The organism is Leisingera sp. ANG-S5 (assembly GCF_000813925.1).
In the GTDB taxonomy this organism is placed as follows: domain Bacteria; phylum Pseudomonadota; class Alphaproteobacteria; order Rhodobacterales; family Rhodobacteraceae; genus Leisingera.
Window position 1 is genome coordinate 267325 of sequence record NZ_JWLH01000005.1, and the last position, 18063, is coordinate 285387.

At 62.0% G+C, this 18063-nt stretch carries 17 protein-coding genes and 2 pseudogenes; 12 read left to right on the forward strand and 7 right to left on the reverse strand.

Going from position 1 to position 18063, the window contains the following annotated elements; translation table 11 throughout:
* Positions 1 to 103: 103 nt before the first annotated feature.
* The gene (locus tag RA25_RS09560; RefSeq protein WP_019297621.1) at positions 104 to 1114 is read right to left on the reverse strand and encodes a porin; all 1011 of its coding nucleotides are present in this window, start codon (positions 1112 to 1114) and stop codon (positions 104 to 106) included.
* 310 nt (positions 1115 to 1424) lie between these two features.
* Between RA25_RS09560 and RA25_RS09565 the strand changes: the two genes are divergently transcribed.
* The 6 genes and pseudogenes from RA25_RS09565 (at position 1425) to RA25_RS09585 (ending at position 6997) form a co-directional block, all read left to right on the forward strand.
* Positions 1425 to 1907: a DUF3576 domain-containing protein gene (locus tag RA25_RS09565; protein ID WP_039147440.1), complete on the forward strand. Its 483-nt coding sequence runs from the start codon at positions 1425 to 1427 to the stop codon at positions 1905 to 1907.
* Positions 1908 to 1995: 88 nt separating this feature from the next.
* Positions 1996 to 3061, forward strand: a pseudogene (locus tag RA25_RS23455) (class I tRNA ligase family protein); the annotation flags it as partial.
* Positions 3062 to 3381: 320 nt separating this feature from the next.
* Positions 3382 to 4746: pseudogene (locus RA25_RS23460) on the forward strand (class I tRNA ligase family protein); the annotation flags it as partial.
* The gene (gene lptE, locus RA25_RS09575) at positions 4733 to 5248 is read left to right on the forward strand and encodes an LPS assembly lipoprotein LptE (RefSeq protein ID WP_019297618.1); all 516 of its coding nucleotides are present in this window, start codon (positions 4733 to 4735) and stop codon (positions 5246 to 5248) included. The pseudogene RA25_RS23460 and the gene lptE, both read left to right, overlap by 14 nt.
* Positions 5245 to 6273 (forward strand): DNA polymerase III subunit delta, encoded by a 1029-nt coding sequence (gene holA / locus RA25_RS09580; RefSeq protein WP_039147446.1) that lies wholly within the window; start codon positions 5245 to 5247, stop codon positions 6271 to 6273. Before lptE ends, holA begins: the two co-directional genes overlap by 4 nt.
* A 76-nt stretch (positions 6274 to 6349) precedes the next feature.
* Complete coding sequence (locus tag RA25_RS09585; RefSeq protein WP_039171822.1) at positions 6350 to 6997, forward strand: glutathione S-transferase family protein; 648 nt, start codon at positions 6350 to 6352, stop codon at positions 6995 to 6997.
* On the opposite strand, the gene RA25_RS09590 is transcribed toward RA25_RS09585, so the two are convergent.
* The gene (locus tag RA25_RS09590; protein WP_039171826.1) at positions 6913 to 8112 is read right to left on the reverse strand and encodes a TIGR03862 family flavoprotein; all 1200 of its coding nucleotides are present in this window, start codon (positions 8110 to 8112) and stop codon (positions 6913 to 6915) included. The genes RA25_RS09585 and RA25_RS09590 overlap by 85 nt on opposite strands.
* Positions 8113 to 8180: 68 nt before the next feature.
* On the opposite strand from RA25_RS09590, the gene RA25_RS09595 reads away from it, so the two are divergent.
* Positions 8181 to 8474, forward strand: a complete 294-nt coding sequence (locus RA25_RS09595) for an HNH endonuclease (protein WP_019297614.1) — start codon at positions 8181 to 8183, stop codon at positions 8472 to 8474.
* On the opposite strand, the gene RA25_RS09600 is transcribed toward RA25_RS09595, so the two are convergent.
* Genes RA25_RS09600 through RA25_RS09610 form a run of 3 tightly spaced genes read right to left on the reverse strand, consistent with a single transcriptional unit; the run spans position 8471 to position 10511 of the window.
* A complete protein-coding gene (locus RA25_RS09600) occupies positions 8471 to 9157 on the reverse strand; it encodes a VOC family protein (RefSeq protein WP_039147802.1) in 687 nt (228 codons plus the stop codon). The genes RA25_RS09595 and RA25_RS09600 overlap by 4 nt on opposite strands.
* The gene (locus tag RA25_RS09605) at positions 9154 to 9765 is read right to left on the reverse strand and encodes an enoyl-CoA hydratase/isomerase family protein (RefSeq protein WP_039171830.1); all 612 of its coding nucleotides are present in this window, start codon (positions 9763 to 9765) and stop codon (positions 9154 to 9156) included. The genes RA25_RS09600 and RA25_RS09605 overlap by 4 nt, the downstream gene beginning before the upstream one ends.
* Positions 9762 to 10511: an SDR family oxidoreductase gene (locus tag RA25_RS09610; RefSeq protein WP_039147803.1), complete on the reverse strand. Its 750-nt coding sequence runs from the start codon at positions 10509 to 10511 to the stop codon at positions 9762 to 9764. The genes RA25_RS09605 and RA25_RS09610 overlap by 4 nt, the downstream gene beginning before the upstream one ends.
* 135 nt (positions 10512 to 10646) lie before the next feature.
* Here RA25_RS09610 and RA25_RS09615 point away from each other — a divergent pair, with 135 nt between their 5' ends.
* The 5 genes from RA25_RS09615 to lpxK all read left to right on the forward strand — a co-directional run bounded on the left by RA25_RS09615 (position 10647) and on the right by lpxK (position 16724).
* Positions 10647 to 12170, forward strand: coding sequence for a DUF2125 domain-containing protein (locus RA25_RS09615; RefSeq protein WP_039147449.1), 1524 nt, complete (start codon positions 10647 to 10649; stop codon positions 12168 to 12170).
* A 122-nt stretch (positions 12171 to 12292) separates the two neighbouring features.
* Positions 12293 to 13639, forward strand: coding sequence for a TldD/PmbA family protein (locus RA25_RS09620; RefSeq protein WP_039171833.1), 1347 nt, complete (start codon positions 12293 to 12295; stop codon positions 13637 to 13639).
* A complete protein-coding gene (locus RA25_RS09625; RefSeq protein ID WP_019297608.1) occupies positions 13626 to 14429 on the forward strand; it encodes an inositol monophosphatase family protein in 804 nt (267 codons plus the stop codon). The genes RA25_RS09620 and RA25_RS09625 overlap by 14 nt, the downstream gene beginning before the upstream one ends.
* Positions 14430 to 14542: 113 nt before the next feature.
* The gene (locus RA25_RS09630; protein ID WP_039171835.1) at positions 14543 to 15736 is read left to right on the forward strand and encodes a 3-deoxy-D-manno-octulosonic acid transferase; all 1194 of its coding nucleotides are present in this window, start codon (positions 14543 to 14545) and stop codon (positions 15734 to 15736) included.
* Positions 15723 to 16724, forward strand: a complete 1002-nt coding sequence (gene lpxK / locus RA25_RS09635; RefSeq protein WP_039171838.1) for a tetraacyldisaccharide 4'-kinase — start codon at positions 15723 to 15725, stop codon at positions 16722 to 16724. Before RA25_RS09630 ends, lpxK begins: the two co-directional genes overlap by 14 nt.
* Positions 16725 to 16802: 78 nt before the next feature.
* Here the strand turns inward: lpxK and RA25_RS09640 are convergent, their stop codons facing one another.
* Positions 16803 to 17474: a DsbA family protein gene (locus RA25_RS09640; protein WP_039171841.1), complete on the reverse strand. Its 672-nt coding sequence runs from the start codon at positions 17472 to 17474 to the stop codon at positions 16803 to 16805.
* Positions 17471 to 17998: a DUF721 domain-containing protein gene (locus tag RA25_RS09645; RefSeq protein WP_019297604.1), complete on the reverse strand. Its 528-nt coding sequence runs from the start codon at positions 17996 to 17998 to the stop codon at positions 17471 to 17473. The genes RA25_RS09640 and RA25_RS09645 overlap by 4 nt, the downstream gene beginning before the upstream one ends.
* Positions 17999 to 18063 lie beyond the last annotated feature (65 nt).

Below are 18063 nucleotides of genomic sequence, written 5' to 3' on the forward strand. Positions count from 1 at the left end.
TTTGGCCGCAAAAAACACTGTTTGGCTGGAAATGTTAAGGGCAAAAGAAAAGGGCGGGTTCCGAAGGAACCCGCCCCGAAAGTCACGCTAGGCGTGCTTCAGCTTAGAAGCTGAAGTGCAGACCTGCCTGCAGGGAGTTTTCGTTGGTGGCTGCTGCGGTGTTCACATAGCCAGCAACGAAGGTCACGCCGCCGCCGAGGTCATACTCGTAGTTGATGCCGAAGGCGGTGCCGTCGGTGCGGGTCTGACCAGCAACCACGTTGGTGTCGACGTCGGTGGAGCTCACCCAGCCAACGATGGTGGAGGCTGCGCCGATTTCCGCTTCACCTGCCAGGGTCACAGCATCAGCTTCTTCAGTGGTACCATAGGACAGGGTTGCACCGAACTGGCCGAAGTCACCGCCGATGGCGAAGAAGCCGAGGCCGTCACCTTGGCTTTCGACAGCGCCGTTGTTGAAGGTCACGGTGTTGGTGTTGTTGTCTTCGGACTGGTATGCACCGGTCACGAAGTAGTCACCGAAGGAGTAGCTCAGCATGATTGCGGTGCGCTCCAGGCCCTGTGCGGAACCGGCAACGGTGCCGCCGTTGGACTGCGAGTAGGACACGTGGCCGGTGAAGCCGCCAGCAGAGTAGATGGCTTCAATGCCGTTACGGCCAGCACCTGCGGAGGTGAAGGTGTCCCAAGCGAAGCTGTTGCCGATGGCCAGGGAGTTGAAGCCCATGCCGTCGATGCCGGTGCCAACGGAGGTGGTGTTCAGGTACAGGCCCGGTGCGGAGTCGATCGCGCCCCAGATGTTGCCAACGTTCACACGCAGGCCGCCGTATGCGACGTGGAACTGCGGTGCGGACCATGCTGCGGTGCCCGGAGTGCCGTCACGGCTTTCAGCCTGGGCACGGATACGGCCGCCAACGGTCACGCCGCCGTCGGTTTCGGTCGACGCGTCGAACTGCAGACGGAAACGGCTGGTGATGTTGGTGTCGGAACGGCCGGCAACAACGTCGTTTGCTTCGTTCCAGTCCAGACCAAAGCGGCCATAGCCGGACACTTTGACTTCTGCCGCGGCCATGCCTGCGGTGGCGATCAGCGCGGTAGTCGCGAAGAGAACCTTTTTCATGTTTTTCCCTCGGTTTTCTAATCCTATGCCCAAACCGGGGAATCCGGCGTGGGTATGCCAAGGGGTTTCGCTCTTTCACCCCCGTTTTGGCAAGGCTTGGGAAAGTCAGGTGAAACGATGCGGTCCGGGATGGTGCAGCTTTGCCACAGTCCGCCCCGTTCGAGCGCCAGAAACGGCCCTGATCCGCACGCAAGCAAGCTGGTTAACCTGAAAATGCCTCACAGGAGCAGAGTCATAGAAGCCAAAGCCCTTGCTCAGCCGGCGCGGCTTGCGTTAGGTGTTCGCGCAGAAATTGGCTCCGGGAGCGGTTATGAAATACGGAAAGACCCTGCGGGTAACAGTGATCAGCGCGATCTGTCTCAGCCTCGCGGCTTGCGGCGGCCGGGGCGGAAAAGCACCAGCAAGCACGGCCCGGACAACTAGCCACAAGGAAGAGGTGCAGGGTGCTGCCACCAAGTCCTCCGTCTTTGACTTTCTGAATGCCAAGCCGGACCAGACTGTGCAGGTGAACCGCTACCTTTGGACGGCCAGCCTGGATGTGCTGAGCTTCCTTCCGGTGCAGTCGGTTGATCCATTCACTGGTGTCATCGTGACTGGCTATGGCACCCCGCCTGGCGGCGGCCGCTCCTATCGGGCGACGATCCATATCAAGGACCCGGCTTTGGACGCGCGTTCCCTGAATGTCGCGCTGCAGTCCAAGGGCGGTCCGGTCAGCGCCAGCACCACTCGCGCTGTCGAGGACGCTATTCTGTCCCGCGCGCGCCAGCTGCGGATTGCAGACAAGAAACTCTGACCCCGCGCCCTCTGGAAACGCCAGCCAAACCCCATTATCAGAAGCGCCGGGCCCGAAGCCCGGCGTTTTCATGCAAAGGACAGCTCTGATGCCGCGTTACATAGCTCCTGAAATCGAAGCACGATGGCAGAAGGCCTGGGACGAGGCCGGAATTTTCCAGGCCAAGCGTACTGGCGGCAAGCCCAAGTATTATGTGCTGGAGATGTTCCCCTATCCGTCGGGCAAGCTGCACATGGGCCATGTGCGCAACTACACGATGGGCGACGTGATCGCGCGTTACAAGCTGTCCACCGGCCATAACGTACTGCACCCGATGGGGTTTGACGCCTTCGGCATGCCGGCAGAAAACGCCGCGATGGCCTCTGGAGGGCACCCCAAGGACTGGACCTATTCGAACATCGACACGATGGTCGAGCAGATGAAACCGCTGGGCCTTTCCCTGGACTGGTCCCGCATGTTCGCAACTTGCGATCCGGAGTATTACGGCCAGCAGCAGGCGCTGTTCCTCGACTTCCTGGAAAAGGGCCTTGTCTACCGCAAGAATGCGGTGGTGAACTGGGACCCCATCGACATGACCGTGCTTGCCAACGAGCAGGTCGAGAACGGCCGCGGCTGGCGCTCTGGCGCGCTGGTGGAGCGGCGCGAGCTGACCCAATGGTTCTTCAAGATTTCCGATTTCTCCGAAGAGCTGCTGTCAGCGCTGGACAGCTTGGAGAACTGGCCCGCCAAGGTCCGCCTGATGCAGGAAAACTGGATCGGCAAATCGCGCGGGTTGCAGTTCTCGTTTGAGCGCACCGATGGCGCAGAACCGATTGAGGTCTACACCACCCGCCCCGACACGCTGATGGGTGCGTCCTTCGTCGGCATCTCGCCTGATCACCCGATTGCCAAGGCGCTGGAAACCGAATCGGAAGAGGTTGCCGCGTTTGTCGCCGAATGCCGCAAGGGCGGCACCACTGAGGAAGCCATCGAGACCGCCGAGAAGCTGGGCTATGACACCGGCATCCGTGTGAAGCATCCGCTGAACCCGGAGTGGGAACTGCCCGTCTGGATCGCCAACTTCATCCTGATGGATTACGGCACCGGTGCAATCTTCGCCTGCCCGGCGCATGACCAACGCGACCTCGACTTCTGCCGCAAGTATGATCTGCCGGTAAAGCTGGCATATAAACCGATTGGCGCAACCGAAATTGACCCTTCCCTGCCTGAACACCAAGAACTCATTTCCATTCTCGAACTCGACAATAGCAAACAATCCTATTGGGCATTTGAAACACCTGAAGGTGGCGAGGTTGAGTTCGTTTGGATCGGAACGATCGCTGAGACCTTTGGCACGCGGGAGCGCGCCATCAAGGCCTCCTCACCCCACACACTTAAGTTGCTTAAGCTGATTCAGTCTATCCGGCAGGATTCAACAGATTTCGAATACATAGACTTTCCAGTTTTCTCCATGGGCGTCGTTTCAGACGCAATCAACGCGACCGTCGACTTTGCCGAAAAGGCCGGCTGGGGCCAGGGCGTCACCAAATACCGCCTGCGCGACTGGGGCCTTTCACGCCAGCGCTATTGGGGCTGCCCAATTCCCGTGGTGCATTGTGAAGACTGCGGCGTGGTTCCCGAGAAGAAAGAGAATCTGCCCATCGCCCTGCCCTATGATGAGGGCGGCAAGGCCATCGACTTCTCGGTGCCGGGCAACCCGCTGGACCGCCACCCGACCTGGCGCAACTGCGCCTGCCCGTCCTGCGGCAAGCCGGCCCAGCGCGAAACCGACACCATGGACACCTTTGTGGATTCGTCCTGGTATTTCGCCCGTTTCACCGCTCCGCGCGCAGAAACCCCCACCGACATGGCCGAGGCCGAATACTGGATGAACGTCGACCAGTACATCGGCGGCATCGAGCACGCGATTCTGCACCTTCTCTATTCGCGCTTCTTTGCCCGCGCGATGCAGATCTGCGGTCACCTGCCGGAGAAATCCATCGAGCCGTTTGATGCGCTGTTTACGCAGGGCATGGTGACCCACGCAATCTACAAGACCACCGGTTCAAACCACCGCCCGGTCTACCACTACCCCGAGGAAGTGGAGCTGCGCGACGGCAAGGGCTTCCTAAAGGACGGCACAGAGGTAGAAATCATACCCTCCGCCAAGATGTCCAAGTCCAAGAACAACGTGGTGGACCCGCTGCACATCATCTCGTCCTTCGGTGCTGACACCGCGCGCTGGTTTGTACTGTCTGATTCCCCGCCCGAGCGTGACGTGGAATGGACCGCAGCAGGCGCTGAGGCGGCCTACAAGCACCTGAACCGGGTCTGGAACCTGTGCGACCGTATTGGGGAGATGGACCCGGAAGCGGCTGGTGAAGGCGACCAAGAATTGCTGCGCGAGATGCACAAGTGCATCCGGGACGTGACCCTGGGTGTTGATTCCTTCGGTTTCAACGCTGCAATTGCCAAGCTCTATGCCTTCACCAACACGCTCGCCAAATCCAAAGCCAGCGCCAAGATTCAAAAACAAGCGATCATGACGCTTGCGCAGCTGATGTCGCCAATGACCCCGCACCTGGCGGAGGACATTTGGAACCATCAGGGCGGCGAGGGCCTTTGCGCCACCGCGCCTTGGCCTGTTGCCGACGAATCGATGCTGGTCGAGAACACAGTCACCCTGCCGATCCAGATCAACGGCAAACGCCGCGGCGAAATCGAAGTCGCCAAGGATCTGGACAAAGCCGAGGTTGAAAAACTTGCACTGGCACACGAAGCTGTGCAGAAGGCGCTGAATGGCGCCGCGCCGAAAAAGGTAATTGTGGTGCCAGGCCGGATTGTGAATGTCGTTGCTTAACTGCAGAACCCTGCTGCTGGCCCTGCCCCTGGTGGTAGCGGCCTGCGGCTTCACTCCGGTTTACGCCCCCGGCGGAACCGGGGCAGAACTGCATGACAATATCGAAGTGCAGGCACCGGAAGAAATCAAAGGCGCAAGCGGCTCTGATGCCTATTTTCTCGTGCAGAACCTGGAACAACGGCTCGGCCGCGGCAGTGGTGCCGCGTACAAGCTGGACCTGACACTCAGCACCCGGGAAGAGGGGCAAGCGATCACAGCGGACAATGAGATCACCCGGTATTCGGTGATCGGCACCGCAGCGTATTCGCTGACCCGTCTTTCGGATGGCAAGGTCACCTCCAGCGGCACAGTTCGGAACTTCACCGGTTACTCTGCTACCGGTTCCACCGTGGAAACACTGGCCGGGGAACGGGATGCGCATGAACGGCTTATGGCCGTACTGGCCGATCAGATCACCGCACAGATCCTGGCAACCGCGGATCTCTCCGCTGCGGCTGAATGAAGCTCTCACCACGCGAAGCGGACGGCTATTTCGCCAAGCCGGATCCGGGCAAGACCGGCATCCTGATCTATGGCGCCGACGCAATGCGCGTGTCCTTGAAGCGGCAGCAGGTGCTGGCGGCGTTGCTTGGCCCCGGCGCAGAAGAAGAAATGCGCCTGACGCGCCTGCCCGGCAGCGACCTGCGCAAAGATCCGGCGCAATTGCTGGACGCGGTCAAGGCGGTCGGGTTCTTTCCCGGTGTCCGTGCGGTGTTTGTCGAGGGCGCAAATGACACAGCCACCCCCGCAATCACTGCAGCGCTTGAAGAATGGCAGCTCGGCGACGCCCAGATCGTGGTTACGGCAGGCCAGCTGAAAGCGTCCTCCAAGCTGCGCAAGGCGTTTGAGGGCCACAGCAACGCCTATGCGGTTGGCATTTACGACGACCCGCCTTCGCGTGCCGAGATCGAACGCATTCTGGGCGAGGCTGGCATCCGCGACGTGCCCGGCGACAGCATGTCGGCGCTGACCGACATCGCCAATGACATCGGCCCCGGCGACTTTTCCCGCATGATCGAGAAGCTGGCGCTTTACAAGCACGGCGACAGCAGCCCGCTGTCACTGGACGACATCGGCGCCGTGGCCCCGCAATCAACCGAAGCTGCGCTGGATGACGTGCTCAATGTGGTGGCTGAGGGCCGCAGCCCCGAAATCGGACCGCTGATCCGCCGTCTGCAGGCGCAGGGCACCAACGCCGTAACCCTCTGCATTGGTGCCACCCGGCATTTCCGCACGCTTTACACCATTGCCTCGGCACCCGGCGGCCCGGCCCAGGGCATCGGCCAGCTGCGCCCGCCGCTTTATGGCAAACGCCGCGACCGGATGCTGCGGCAGGCGCAAAACTGGGGCGCAAACCGGTTGGAAACAGCGCTGACGATCATTACCGACACCGATCTGGCGCTGCGCTCTGCCGGGCAGACTGCCCCAGCGCTGGCATTGATGGAACGCGCCCTGATCCGGCTTGCCATGCTCAGCCGCGCCCGCTGAGCTGCCAACGCTCCGTCCTGCTTGATCCTCCCGCTGTTGCTGCCCATCTTGGACGGGAACCAACAGGAGAAGAATGATGTATACGGTCATTGGCACCCCTCTCACCCGCACTTTCCGGGTGCTGTGGGCGCTCGAGGAGCTTGGGCAGCCCTATCAGCTGAACCTGCATGGGCCCCGCAGCCCTGAAGTGCAGGCGCTGAATGTCTCGGGCAAGGTGCCAGTGCTTCAGGCTGAAGGTGAAGTTATCACCGATTCCACAGCCATTCTTACCTACTTGTCTGACAAACACGGCGCGCTGACGGCTCCTGCGGGAACGATTGCGCGCGCAAGACAGGACGCAATGACCCATCTCCTGCTGGACGAGATCGACGCCGTTCTTTGGGCCGCGGCCCGGCACAGCTTCATCCTGCCTGAGGAGCAGCGGGTGCCGGAAGTGAAAGGCAGCCTGAAGTGGGAATTCGCCCACAACCTGGCCCATCTCGAAGACAAAATGGCCGGCCCCTTCCTGATGGGGGAAGAGTTCACCATCGCCGATATCATCTGCACCCATTGCCTGAACTGGGCGCGCAGCGCCAAGTTTCCGGTCGAGGGTGAAAAGCTGCAGGACTACGGCAAACGGATGCGGGAACGCCCTGCGTTTCAGCGGGTTGCGGCACTGGCCAAATATTCCGCAGCCCCCCGCCCCGCCCAGCGCCCAGTCGCCAGGCAGGCGGTCAGCAAATAACCGCCCGTCGGGGCTTCCCAATCAAGCATCTCCCCGGCGCAGAAAGTTCCGGGGATTTGTTTCAGCATCAGGTTGCCATCCACAGCATCGCGGCTAACGCCGCCCGCGGTCGAAATCGCCTCGTCCATCGGGCGCAAACCTGCGTGTTTCACCGGCAGCGCCTTGATCAACCGCGCCAGTGCCGCTGGCTCTTGCGGCAGCGGTCGCCCGAATTCCTGCAGCAGCGCCACAGCTGACGGAGCCAGCTTCAAGGTCTTGCGCAGGTGGTTCGTGAAACTCGCCTTGCCACGCTGGCGCGACAGGCGGCGGGCGATTTCCGCCTCTTCCAGATCCGGAAACAGATCCATATGCAGCACCGCACCCTCCCGCACTGCGGCACAGACGGAATAGATGCCGCCGCCCTCCAGCCCGCGCTGCGAAATTACCGCTTCACCGCGCGAAACCTGGCCACCCGCCCGCAGCGCAATCCCTTTAAGCGGCTGGCCGAATTGCGGTGCCATATGCCTGGACCACTCCACCAGCAGCCCGGCATTGGCAGGCTTGAATGGCGAAACTTCTACTGATCGTTCCTGCAACAGCGGCCGCCACGCCCCGTCCGACCCCAGCCGCGCCCAGCTTGCGCCGCCAAGCGCAAGAACGGTAGCGCCTGCCTCAATCCGCACCGAACCACTTGGCGTTTCAAAAGCATGTGCCGCACCGTCCCAGCCGGCCCAGCGCCAGCGGGTGCGGATCTGCACGCCATACCGGTCCAAGCGCCCCAGCCAGGCCCGCAAAAGCGGCGATGCCTTCATCACCTTCGGGAACACCCGGCCGGTGGAGCCGGTGAACAGCGCGCTCCCCAGCCCCTGCGCCCAGGCCTGCACTGCCTGCGCATCAAAGGCCCGGATCATCGGCGCCAGCCAGTCCGCGGCCTCTCCATAAGATGCAATCAGCTGCTCGAAAGGCTCGTCCTTGGTCAAATTCAGACCGGATTTGCCCGCCATCAGGAACTTTCGGGCAGCTGACGGCTTGGCCTCAGCCACCAGCACCCGGTGCCCGGCGCTGCCCAGTTCTTCGGCAGCCATCAGCCCGGCTGGCCCGGCTCCGATCACCACAGCGTCCCACGCCTCTGTCATGCCATCCCCTTGCCAGCCCTTGCCGCCGACGTGTCTAGTGCCCGCACGAAACCAGCTGAGGCCTGTGCATGTCTGATCCGAACTGCCCGCTGTGCGGCCGCCCAATCCCAAAGGGCGCGCCGCAAAGCCTGCACCATCTGATCCCAAAACTGAAAGGAGGCAAGGGCGGACCAACCGTTCTGCTGCATGACATCTGCCACCGCGAGATTCACGCCACGCTGACCGAGGCGGAGCTGGCCCGCGACTTCAACACTCCGGAAGCGCTGCAGGCTCACCCCCGGCTGGCGAAATTCATCGCCTGGATCCGGAAACGCCCGCCCGAATTCCGCTCCCGCGTGCCCGGCAAACGGCGCAAGCGCTAACTGACTTCAACCCCCATGAAGGCCGGGCTGTCGCGAAACTGCGCCCCGGGAATGTGCTGGAACTCCAGCGTTGTATAGGAGCGCCGCCACAGCCATTCCCGGTTCGCCACGGACTGCAGATCCGGGTTTGGCGGCGTTTCTTCGGTAAAGGCAAGGAAATGCAAGTCAAATCCGAACTCCGCTACATCCTGAACTGACAAGAGTTTCATGTCGGCACGCAAGGCAAGCTCAGCCGCGATGTCTCCGGTCCGCAAAGTGATCTGCCCGACATGCGCACCGCCGCCCAGCGGAAGCGCCGGATCACCAGCACCGTCTGGCCGGTTGCCTTGGAAATCATGCTGCAGGAGTTCTACGGAGAATCCTTCGGGATCGTGCAGATGCGCCATATAGCCAATGTCGCGGAACTGATGCGGCGCTGACACCTCAATGCCCTTTTGCCGCAGGTGTTCACACGCAATGTCCAGATCGGGCAGGCAAATACCGATCTTCCAGTACCGTTCATCGCGCGTATGCGGAGCCCGTGTGCCGCCAGGCAGCAATACCAGATCCGCATCCTCACCCGCATACCCGGCCCGCCAGGTCTCACCTTCAACCCGCGCTTCCATGCCAAACACATCCGCATAAAATGCAGCCAACCGCTCAGGGTCTTCGACCTGCAGCTGAAGTCCGGACAGCCGCTTCACCGGCACATCCTAAGGATCCCGGCCGCAATTTCCGGTTTGGCCTCCAGCGAGTGTGCCAGCATGTCCTCCGCCGTATCCAGCAAGGCCTCAGGCTCCACAATCCGGTCTACGAGGCCGTAGTCGTATGCCTCCTGCGCGATGATCTTCTGCCCGGCCGCCAGGATCACCTTGGTCCGGGCAGGCCCGATCAGTGCTGCCATCCGGCCCGCGTCCGAAGGCTGTGGCAAATAGCCAAGCTTCATCACAGGGTAGAAGAATTTGGCCGACGGCACCGCAATGCGGATATCGCAAGCCAGCACCATGCCATTGGCGCCGCCCGCCAAGGTACCGTTCAGTGCAGCCACCTTGAGGCAGGGAACAGCAGCCATTGCCGCCGACAGCCGCTCCCATACCGGCGAGGTCGCCAGGCCCGCCCGCGCTTCGTCCAGGTCGGCCCCGGCGCTGAACACCTTGCCGGTTCCGGTCAGGATCAGCCCGCGGGCCTCCTGCGCGCGTTCGGCGATTTCCGCCAGTTCCGTCAGCATCGCTTCTGTCAGCGAGTTCGCCTTGTCCGGCCGGTTGATGGTAACAGTCCACAGACCGTTTTCCGCGATCTCCAGCCCGATCATACCAGGCCCACCCGTTGGCGGATGCTGTCTTCTCGCAGAGAGACTTCCTGACCTATGCAGTCATCCGCATCCGGTCTGCACATCCACATTAGGGTCCGGGCCGGCCATTCAGCCGGAATATGATCCTCCCAGTCCAGCTCGCTCACCGGGTTGATGCCGCTGGCCTTGATCTCGCGCTGCATTTGGGTCGCGACTGTACCCGGCGACAGGCCCATGGCTCGGATGCCATTGCCGCGTTCTTCCAGGTCGAGCGCAGAGGTCAGCATCGCCGCGCCTGCCTTCGACGAACAATAGGCACTCCACCCCTCCAAAGGCCGGTGCGCGGCGCCCGAGCTGACGGTAATTATGGTCCCGCCGCCCGCCGGCTTCATCAGCGGCAGCGCGGCCCGCATCCCGTTGAACACACCTTTCAGATTAATGTCGATCAGCTTACCCCAATCTTCAGGCGAAGCGTCCTCCAGCCTGGCAATCGGTTCAATTACACCCGCGTTGTTGATCAGAACGTCCAGGCTGCCGAATTCCTGATTTGCCTTGCCCAATGCGGCCTCCACGGAAGCGTAATCAGAAACGTCGCATGCAAATGTCAGCACATTTTTGCCGATCTCATCCGCAAGGTCCTGCAGTGCGCCCGCACTCCTTGCCAGCAATGCCAGATTGGCGCCAGCAGCGGCAAAAACACGGGCCGCATCCGCCCCGATGCCGCGGCTGGCGCCTGTAATTGCAACTGTTTTTCCGTTGAATTCCATGCCCGCAACCTCCAAGTGACTGATAACCCAAGTGGTAAAGCGGTTAGGGGGAACGGTCCAGCCCAAGGCCCCCTTGACGGCACCGCCCGCCGGGCCGACGATGCGTTCAATTATCTCTCAGAGAAAGGTTCTCTAATGTCCGTAATTTTTGCGCGCGGCGGTGCCGCAGCGGCAATTTTGGTTGTTTCCGCTCAAGGCGCCCTCGCCGATCTGAGCGCCCAGGACGTCTGGGCCGACTGGAAGGCGTATCTGACCAGCACCGGATACACCGTATCCGGGACTGAGGCCGTTTCGGGCAGCACCCTGACCGTTTCCGATGTGTCGATGGCCATGCCGATCCCCGAAGAAGACGGCTCCGGCACCATCAGCTTCCCGGAAATCCAGTTCGTTGAGAACGGCGATGGCACCGTCAATGTCATGCTGCCTGCCGAGTTCCCGATGGGCTTTGAATTTTCCGGCGACGGCGAAACCTTTGCAGGCAAACTGATCTATGCGCACGACGGCTCGCCGATGAAAGTCGCAGGTGATGCAGAAAACATGAGCTATGACTACAGCTCCTCCACGGTGACCATGACGCTGGATGAACTGTCTGCGGACGGCGAGCCTGTGCCTGCAGAAGTGGCGAAAGTTCAGGTCGTAATGAACGACGTGACCACCAAAAGCACCATGAAGGTTGCAGAGGGGCGCAGCTACGACCAGACCATGACCGCCTCCAGCCTCAGCTATGACATGGGCTTCAACGATCCCGAGGGCGACGGCACAGGTGCGTTCAAAGGCGCCCTGCAAGGCCTGAGCTTCACCGGTACCGGCACCGTTCCAGACGGGCTGGAAAGCCCCGACATGGCCGCGCTGCTGGAAGCCGGCTTTGCCTTCGACGGCACCTTCACCTTCACCGGTGGCAATGGTTCCCTCTCTGGCGTGGACGGCAGCGAAAGCTTCGCCATGGAAAGCAATTCCCAAGGTGGTGCTTTCACCGTTTCGATGGACAAGCAGCACCTGACCTACGATGTGTCGCAGGTTGCAACCAACGTGAACATTTCCGGTTCCGAAATCCCGTTCCCGTTGGCGCTCAGCATGGCGGAGACCGGCTTCAAACTGATGATGCCGCTGGCCAAGTCCGAAGAAGAGCAAGACTTTGCCCTGGGTGTGACCCTGCGCGACTTTGCAGTTCCGGAAATGCTGTGGGGCATGGTCGACCCGACCGGCCAGCTGCCGCATGACCCGGCAACCGTCATTCTGGACCTGGCCGGCAAGGGCAAGGTGCTGTTTGACCTGTTCGATCCGGAAGCCATGGAAGCCGTGGAAAAAGGTGAGGAACAGCCGGGTGAGCTGAACGCGCTGACCGTGAAGCAACTGCAGGTCTCGGCGGCTGGCGCCGAGCTGACCGGCACCGGTGATTTCACCTTCAACAACGAAGACCTGACCAGCTTTGACGGCATGCCGGCACCGGCAGGTGAGGCCAACCTCAAACTGGTCGGCGCCAACACCCTGATTGACAAGCTGATTGGCATGGGCCTGATGTCCGACAGCGACGCTATGGGCGCGCGGATGATGATGGGCATGCTGGCAGTCCCTGGCGAAGGTGAGGACACCCTGACCTCCAAGATCGAAGTCACCGAAGACGGCCAGGTGCTCGCCAACGGCCAGCGCATCAAATAACCGTCAAATCCCGAACCGGATCTCGAAAGGGGCCGCCTGGCGCGGCCCCTTTTTTGCACCCCGCACTTGCGGCATGGCGCTGCACTGGATAGCTCTTTTAGAGAGCAGAACAGAAGGTGCCCATGACCCAGTCCCCCGAAGCGCTTTGCCACGCCCTGATCGACGCCGCCCGCAAGGCCGGCGCAGATGCCGCCGACGCCATGGCCGCTGAGGGCAGTTCTCTCAGCATCGAAGTCCGCGAGGGCAAGCTGGAACACGCGGAACGCTCCGAAGGCACCGATCTGGGCCTGCGGGTGTTTATAGGCAAGCGCCAGGCGCTGGTCTCCTCCTCCGACATGCGGCCCGAAACCATTGCAGCGATGGCCGAACGCGCCGTTGCAATGGCCAAGGAAGCGCCAGAAGACCCCTACGCAGGCCTCGCTGACCCGTCTCAGCTGGCCAAGGATTGGGATCTTGCTGCACTGGAACTGGAAGACCCCAGCGGAGAACCTGAGCCTTCTGCCTTGCAACAGGATGCACTAGCCGCCGAAGCCGCCTGTCAGGCGGTGGACGGCATCACTCAGGTGCAGTCCGCGGCCGCAGGATATGGCCGCCATGTGGTGCATCTGGCAGCCACCAATGGTTTCTCAGGAGGTTATCAGCGCACTGGCCGGTCCCTGTCCTGCACCGGAATCGCGGGCACCGGCACAGGAATGGAGCGGGACCACGACGGGGATTCCCGTACCTTCCAGTCTGATCTGCGCAGCGCTGAAGAGATTGGCCGCACTGCAGGTGAGCGCGCGGTCGCCCGGCTGGGCGCCCGCAAGCCCAAGACCGGCAGTTTCCCGATCCTGTTCGACGAACGCATCTCCTCCTCTCTTATCGGCCATCTGATGTCGGCCGCCAATGGCGCCGCAATCGCCCGCGGCTCCTCCTGGCTAAAGGATTCGCTGGGCCAGCAGGTACTGCCCGAAACCCTCTCTGTCGTTGAGGACCCGCACCGCCCGCGCATTTCCGGCTCCCGCCCGTTTGACGGCGAGGGGCTGGCGACCCGCAGACGCACCGTGGTGGACAACGGTGTGCTGACCGGCTGGACGCTGGACCTCGCCTCTGCCCGCAAGCTGGGGCTGGAAAGCACCGGCAACGCCGCCCGCGGCATCGGCGGGGTGCCCTCTCCCTCGACCTGGAACATCGCGCTGACCCAGGGTGATGCCAGCCGTGAAGACCTGATCGCCCAGATGGGTACCGGCCTGCTGGTCACGTCTATGATCGGCTCCACCATCAACCCCAACACCGGCGACTACTCCCGCGGCGCATCCGGTTTCTGGGTGGAAAACGGCGAGATTGCCTATCCGGTCAACGAATGCACCATCGCGGGCAACCTGCACGATATGCTGCGCCGGATTATCCCGGCCAATGACGCGCGCACGCATCTGTCCACTGTAGTACCCTCACTGCTGGTCGAAGGAATGACCCTTGCCGGCAACTGACCTATCCCTGCTTGTAAAAGCGGCGGAACAGGCCGGAGACATTGCGTGCCGCTACACTGGTCCCGACGCCAAGCGCTGGGACAAGCCAGGCGGTGCGGGTCCGGTGACCGAAGCCGACCTGGCCGTTAACACCATGCTCGAGGACATGTTGCAGCAAGCGCGGCCCGGCTACGGCTGGTTGTCGGAGGAGACCGAAGATAGCCCAGCCCGCCTGACTCGCGAGAAGGTTTTCATCATAGACCCGATCGACGGCACCCGCAGCTTTGCCGAAGGTTCCCGCACCTGGGCGCATTCCATCGCGGTTGCCGAAGCAGGCGAGGTCACGGCTGCGGTGATTTTTCTGCCGCAACGTGAGCTTATGTATACTGCCGCCAAGGGAAAGGGTGCAGCCTGCAACGGCAGCCCGATCGGGATCTCGGCTGCGGCAGAACTTGCAGATACTGAGGTTCTGGCCGCCAAGCCAAATCTGCAACCGCACCACTGGCAGGGCGGCACTCCGCCTGCATTCATCCGCAGTTACCGGCCCTCGCTGGCCTACCGTCTGGCCAAGGTGGCCGACGGCCGGTTCGGAGCCATGCTGACGCTGCGCCCCAGCTGGGAATGGGACATTGCCGCCGGCGATTTACTGGTGCGCGAGGCAGGCGGCACCATCTCAGACAGGTCAGGCAAGCCCCTGCGCTTCAACAACCCGCATCCCCGCCTGAACGGCGTGGTTGCCGGAAATACGTCTCTGCACACGGCGCTTATCGCAGCCCTGGACCCGGCAGGCCCCGGCATCGCTGGACATTAAACCTGCCCCGGCTTAAGCGGTCTCAGCTGTCCTGCAATGGCTGGACGTAAACTTTTCACAGACAAACCCGCATGTTGCAGCTACCTTTGGCCGGAAAAATCAAATCGAAACAGATGCAACGGCGAAGCACAAATTCCAGCCGCTCTGCGGTGCTGCAACCCCGTCCAAAGGGTGAAGTGCTCTGGGTGCACGCGACAACACCAGAGCGCTACCTCGCGCTCTGCGACATAGGCCGCCGTCTCAAGACCCTGCGCCCGGACCTCTCTGTGCTGGCCAGCTGGGAGCCTGATCTGAGACTGACCGGCACTGTCGGCTGCGACATTCCAGTTGGCCCGCTGGCGGAGGACACATTGGCAGAAGCCCGCGAATTCGTGGCGCACTGGCGGCCCGATGCCTGTATCTGGACAGGCCCGCCAGCCCGCCGGACCCTGCTGCGGCATCTGCGTGACCAGGGAACCGGTGTACTTCTGGCCGATCTTCTTGACGCTGAAATGCCTCACCGCACCAGCCGCTGGCTGCCGGATCAGCGCCGCAGGATGCTGGAAGGGCTGACATGTATCCTGACGCCATCCAAAACTGTGCGGGACCGGCTCATCAGGCTGGGCTTTCCGGCGGAACGGCTGGAAGTGGCTGGCAAGCTGCGTGTATCGGCCATTCCGCCCGGGTGCAACGACGACGAACTGGCCGCCATGCAGCAGACCCTGGGCAGCCGCCCGGTCTGGCTTGCGGCCCACGTCAAACTGAATGAACTGTCCCGCGTTCTGGACGCTCACCGCAATGCCCTGCGTCTGCTGCACCGCTTGCTGCTGGTCGTTGCGCTGGACGATATTGCGGATCTTGAGGCGGCCCGCAGCCTGCTGCAGAAAAGCGGATTGTCCTTTGCCGACTGGGAAAACGGCGGAGAGCCTGAAGACTTCAACCAGGTTCTGCTCACCGGCGGCGAGGACCTCGGCCTCTGGTACCGGTTGTCGCCGGTCGCCCTGCTCGCAAACAGCCTTGATCCGGCTGCCCAGGGTCAATCCCCCCTGGATGCCGCGGCTCTGGGCTCTGCGCTGCTGCATGGCCCCGGCATCCACGCGCACCGTGAACTTTATGACAGGCTGACCAAGGCCGGTGCCGCGGTTCAGGTGCAGACCCACAACGAGATGTCAGACACCGTTGTTGCCTTATCAGCTCCAGACAGAGCCGCCGAAATGGCCCTGGCCGGCTGGCAAAGCGTCACCGAAAGCGCCGCAACCACTGACACACTACTGGAAAAGATCCAGACCCTTCTTGACCAGCGCGAGGACACTAATGCGGGCACCTGATTTCTGGCACAAGCTGCCGGGGGAGTTTGACTTGCGGTCCGCCCTGCTGGCACCATTAGGCTGGGCCTATGCCCGTGCAACGGCCTCCCGTCTGTCCAAGGGTAATCCGGTTGCACCCGGTGTGCCGGTTATCTGCGTGGGCAATCTGAATGCCGGCGGCACTGGCAAAACGCCAACCGTGATCTGGCTGCTGGAAGCCCTGCGCAGCCTTGGCCATGATCCGCATGTGGTCACCCGCGGTTATGGCGGAACGCTGGAGGGGCCGGTGCATGTGATGCCCGGCAAGCACAAGGCAGCGCAAACGGGAGATGAGCCGCTGCTTCTGGCAGCCTTTGGCGAGGTCTGGGTCGCCAAGGACCGCGCCGCGGGCGCCCGCGCTGCAGCCAGCGCCGGGGCGACGGTCATTGTACTGGACGATGGCTTTCAGAACCCTGCGGTCGCCAAGGACCTGTCACTTGTTGTGGTCGACGCCCAGCACGGTTTCGGCAACGGCCGCTGCCTGCCGGCCGGCCCGCTGCGCGAACCGGTTGCCATAGGGCTGAAACGCGCCGGCGCGGTGCTGTCGCTGGGGCCAGAGCCCGCCCAAAAAGCATTCACGGACGTTTGGGGCAGCCATCTGCAGGGGCTGCCGCATTTCACCGGCGCGCTGGAACCGTTGCAGACCGGGATGCCCTGGAACGGCACCCGCGTGCTGGCCTTTGCCGGCATTGGCCATCCGCAGAAGTTCTTCAGCACCCTGCGCAGCCTTGGTGCCGAAATAGCCCGGTCTGAGGCATTGGACGATCATCAGCCGCTGACCCCGGCGCTGCTGAACCGGCTGGACAATGAATCAAAGCTTCTGAACGCCCAGTTGGTCACAACGGAAAAAGACGCCGTCCGTCTGCCGGACAGTTTCCGATCCAGGGTGATCACTCTGCCTGTCCGCCTGCAGATCGCCCGTGACGAAAGCCTGAAAGACATGCTGAAAGCAGCTGCTCCTGCGCCTTGACCGCCGAAAAGACAGCAATTGCTCAAACAAAAAGCCCAGGCACATGGCCCGGGCTTTTGCTTATCAGCTTACTGCCGCTCAGCTTTCCAGTTCGGCATCCAGCAGTTTCTTGAACTCGTCGTAGGACTGGTTCGAAACCTTCTCGCCGTTCAGGATGAAGGACGGCGTGGATTCAATCCCATGCTCAGTCGCATTTTCCTGATACCAGGTCACCAGAGTTTGCGCCTTCTCGCCGTCCTGCAAACAGGCCTCCAGCTGGTCGTTTTCGATGCCCGCCAGGCGGCCGATCTTGCGCAGTTCATCAATGATCTCCGGCGCACCGCCGGCCCGCGCCCATTCCGACTGGCCTTTGTAGATCAGGTCGGAAATGCCAAAGAATTTCTCCGGCCCGCTGCAACGCGCAATCATCGATGCCCAAAGCCCGTAGCGGTCGAAATAGACCTCGCGGTAAATGAACTTCACCTTGCCGGTATCGATGTAATCCGCTTTCAACTGCTTGAATGTGTTGTTGTGGAAATTCGCGCAGTGCGGGCAGGTGTAGGAGGCATATTCGATCAGCGTGACCGGCGCATCCTCCGCCCCCAGGGTCATTTCGGTGATGGTCGAGGTGTCTACTTCTGCTTCCTGTGCGACCGCCGCGCCGACCAGCGGGTTTGCAGGCAGATTGCTCTGGCTGCCCAAACCCGACAGGGCATAACCGCCCGCAACCACCGCAACCGCGGCCAAGACACCAGACATCAAACGGGTCATTTGAACCCCTTTCCTTGCGTTTTCTGTTTTGTCAGCACATTGCGCCCCAGGCGTTCCAGGGCGGCGCGCAAATCATCGTTTTCCACCCCTTCGGCAGCCTTGCTGGCCTCTGCCGCATCCTGCGGATCCGGCTGCAGCGGCGCTTGCACTTTGGGGGCATATTTGAATTCCACGCGGCCGTCGGAAAATCCCGTCGGTGCCGTTTGCGTGATCCGCACCTTGGAAATGGCGTTAAAGCCATAGACCGCATTCACCCGCTCGCGCAGGCGTTCCTTTTGCATTTCCAGCATTGGCGCATTGGCCCCGGTGGTCAGAACCGTCAGCGTCGCGCCAAAAGAGCCCCGCCCGTAGCCGATGTTCACTGGACGTGCCATCGCAGCGATATCCGGCCCGGCGATCTCCTCCCAATGGGTGAGCAGCCGGGACACCGCGAATCCGCGGCTTTCCCCCGCTTTGCGGATCTGCTCGCTAAGGAGCTTGGAGGTCCGGGAGAACCCGCGTGTGGTGCTGCGCCTGAATGCCATGATCTAGGTTTTGCTCGACTGCCCGCCCTATTGTAAAGAGCGGTTATGCAGGCGCCAGCCAAACC

Bases quoted from the DNA above. Each gene is read 5' to 3' on its own strand.
- RA25_RS09560 (WP_019297621.1), bottom strand. From the start codon at position 1,114: ATGAAAAAGGTTCTCTTCGCGACTACCGCGCTGATCGCCACCGCAGGC.
- RA25_RS09565 (WP_039147440.1), top strand. From the start codon at position 1,425: ATGAAATACGGAAAGACCCTGCGGGTAACAGTGATCAGCGCGATCTGT.
- lptE (WP_019297618.1), top strand. From the start codon at position 4,733: ATGTCGTTGCTTAACTGCAGAACCCTGCTGCTGGCCCTGCCCCTGGTG.
- holA (WP_039147446.1), top strand. From the start codon at position 5,245: ATGAAGCTCTCACCACGCGAAGCGGACGGCTATTTCGCCAAGCCGGAT.
- RA25_RS09585 (WP_039171822.1), top strand. From the start codon at position 6,350: ATGTATACGGTCATTGGCACCCCTCTCACCCGCACTTTCCGGGTGCTG.
- RA25_RS09590 (WP_039171826.1), bottom strand. From the start codon at position 8,112: ATGACAGAGGCGTGGGACGCTGTGGTGATCGGAGCCGGGCCAGCCGGG.
- RA25_RS09595 (WP_019297614.1), top strand. From the start codon at position 8,181: ATGTCTGATCCGAACTGCCCGCTGTGCGGCCGCCCAATCCCAAAGGGC.
- RA25_RS09605 (WP_039171830.1), bottom strand. From the start codon at position 9,765: ATGATCGGGCTGGAGATCGCGGAAAACGGTCTGTGGACTGTTACCATC.
- RA25_RS09610 (WP_039147803.1), bottom strand. From the start codon at position 10,511: ATGGAATTCAACGGAAAAACAGTTGCAATTACAGGCGCCAGCCGCGGC.
- RA25_RS09615 (WP_039147449.1), top strand. From the start codon at position 10,647: ATGTCCGTAATTTTTGCGCGCGGCGGTGCCGCAGCGGCAATTTTGGTT.
- RA25_RS09620 (WP_039171833.1), top strand. From the start codon at position 12,293: ATGACCCAGTCCCCCGAAGCGCTTTGCCACGCCCTGATCGACGCCGCC.
- RA25_RS09630 (WP_039171835.1), top strand. From the start codon at position 14,543: ATGCAACGGCGAAGCACAAATTCCAGCCGCTCTGCGGTGCTGCAACCC.
- lpxK (WP_039171838.1), top strand. From the start codon at position 15,723: ATGCGGGCACCTGATTTCTGGCACAAGCTGCCGGGGGAGTTTGACTTG.
- RA25_RS09640 (WP_039171841.1), bottom strand. From the start codon at position 17,474: ATGACCCGTTTGATGTCTGGTGTCTTGGCCGCGGTTGCGGTGGTTGCG.
- RA25_RS09645 (WP_019297604.1), bottom strand. From the start codon at position 17,998: ATGGCATTCAGGCGCAGCACCACACGCGGGTTCTCCCGGACCTCCAAG.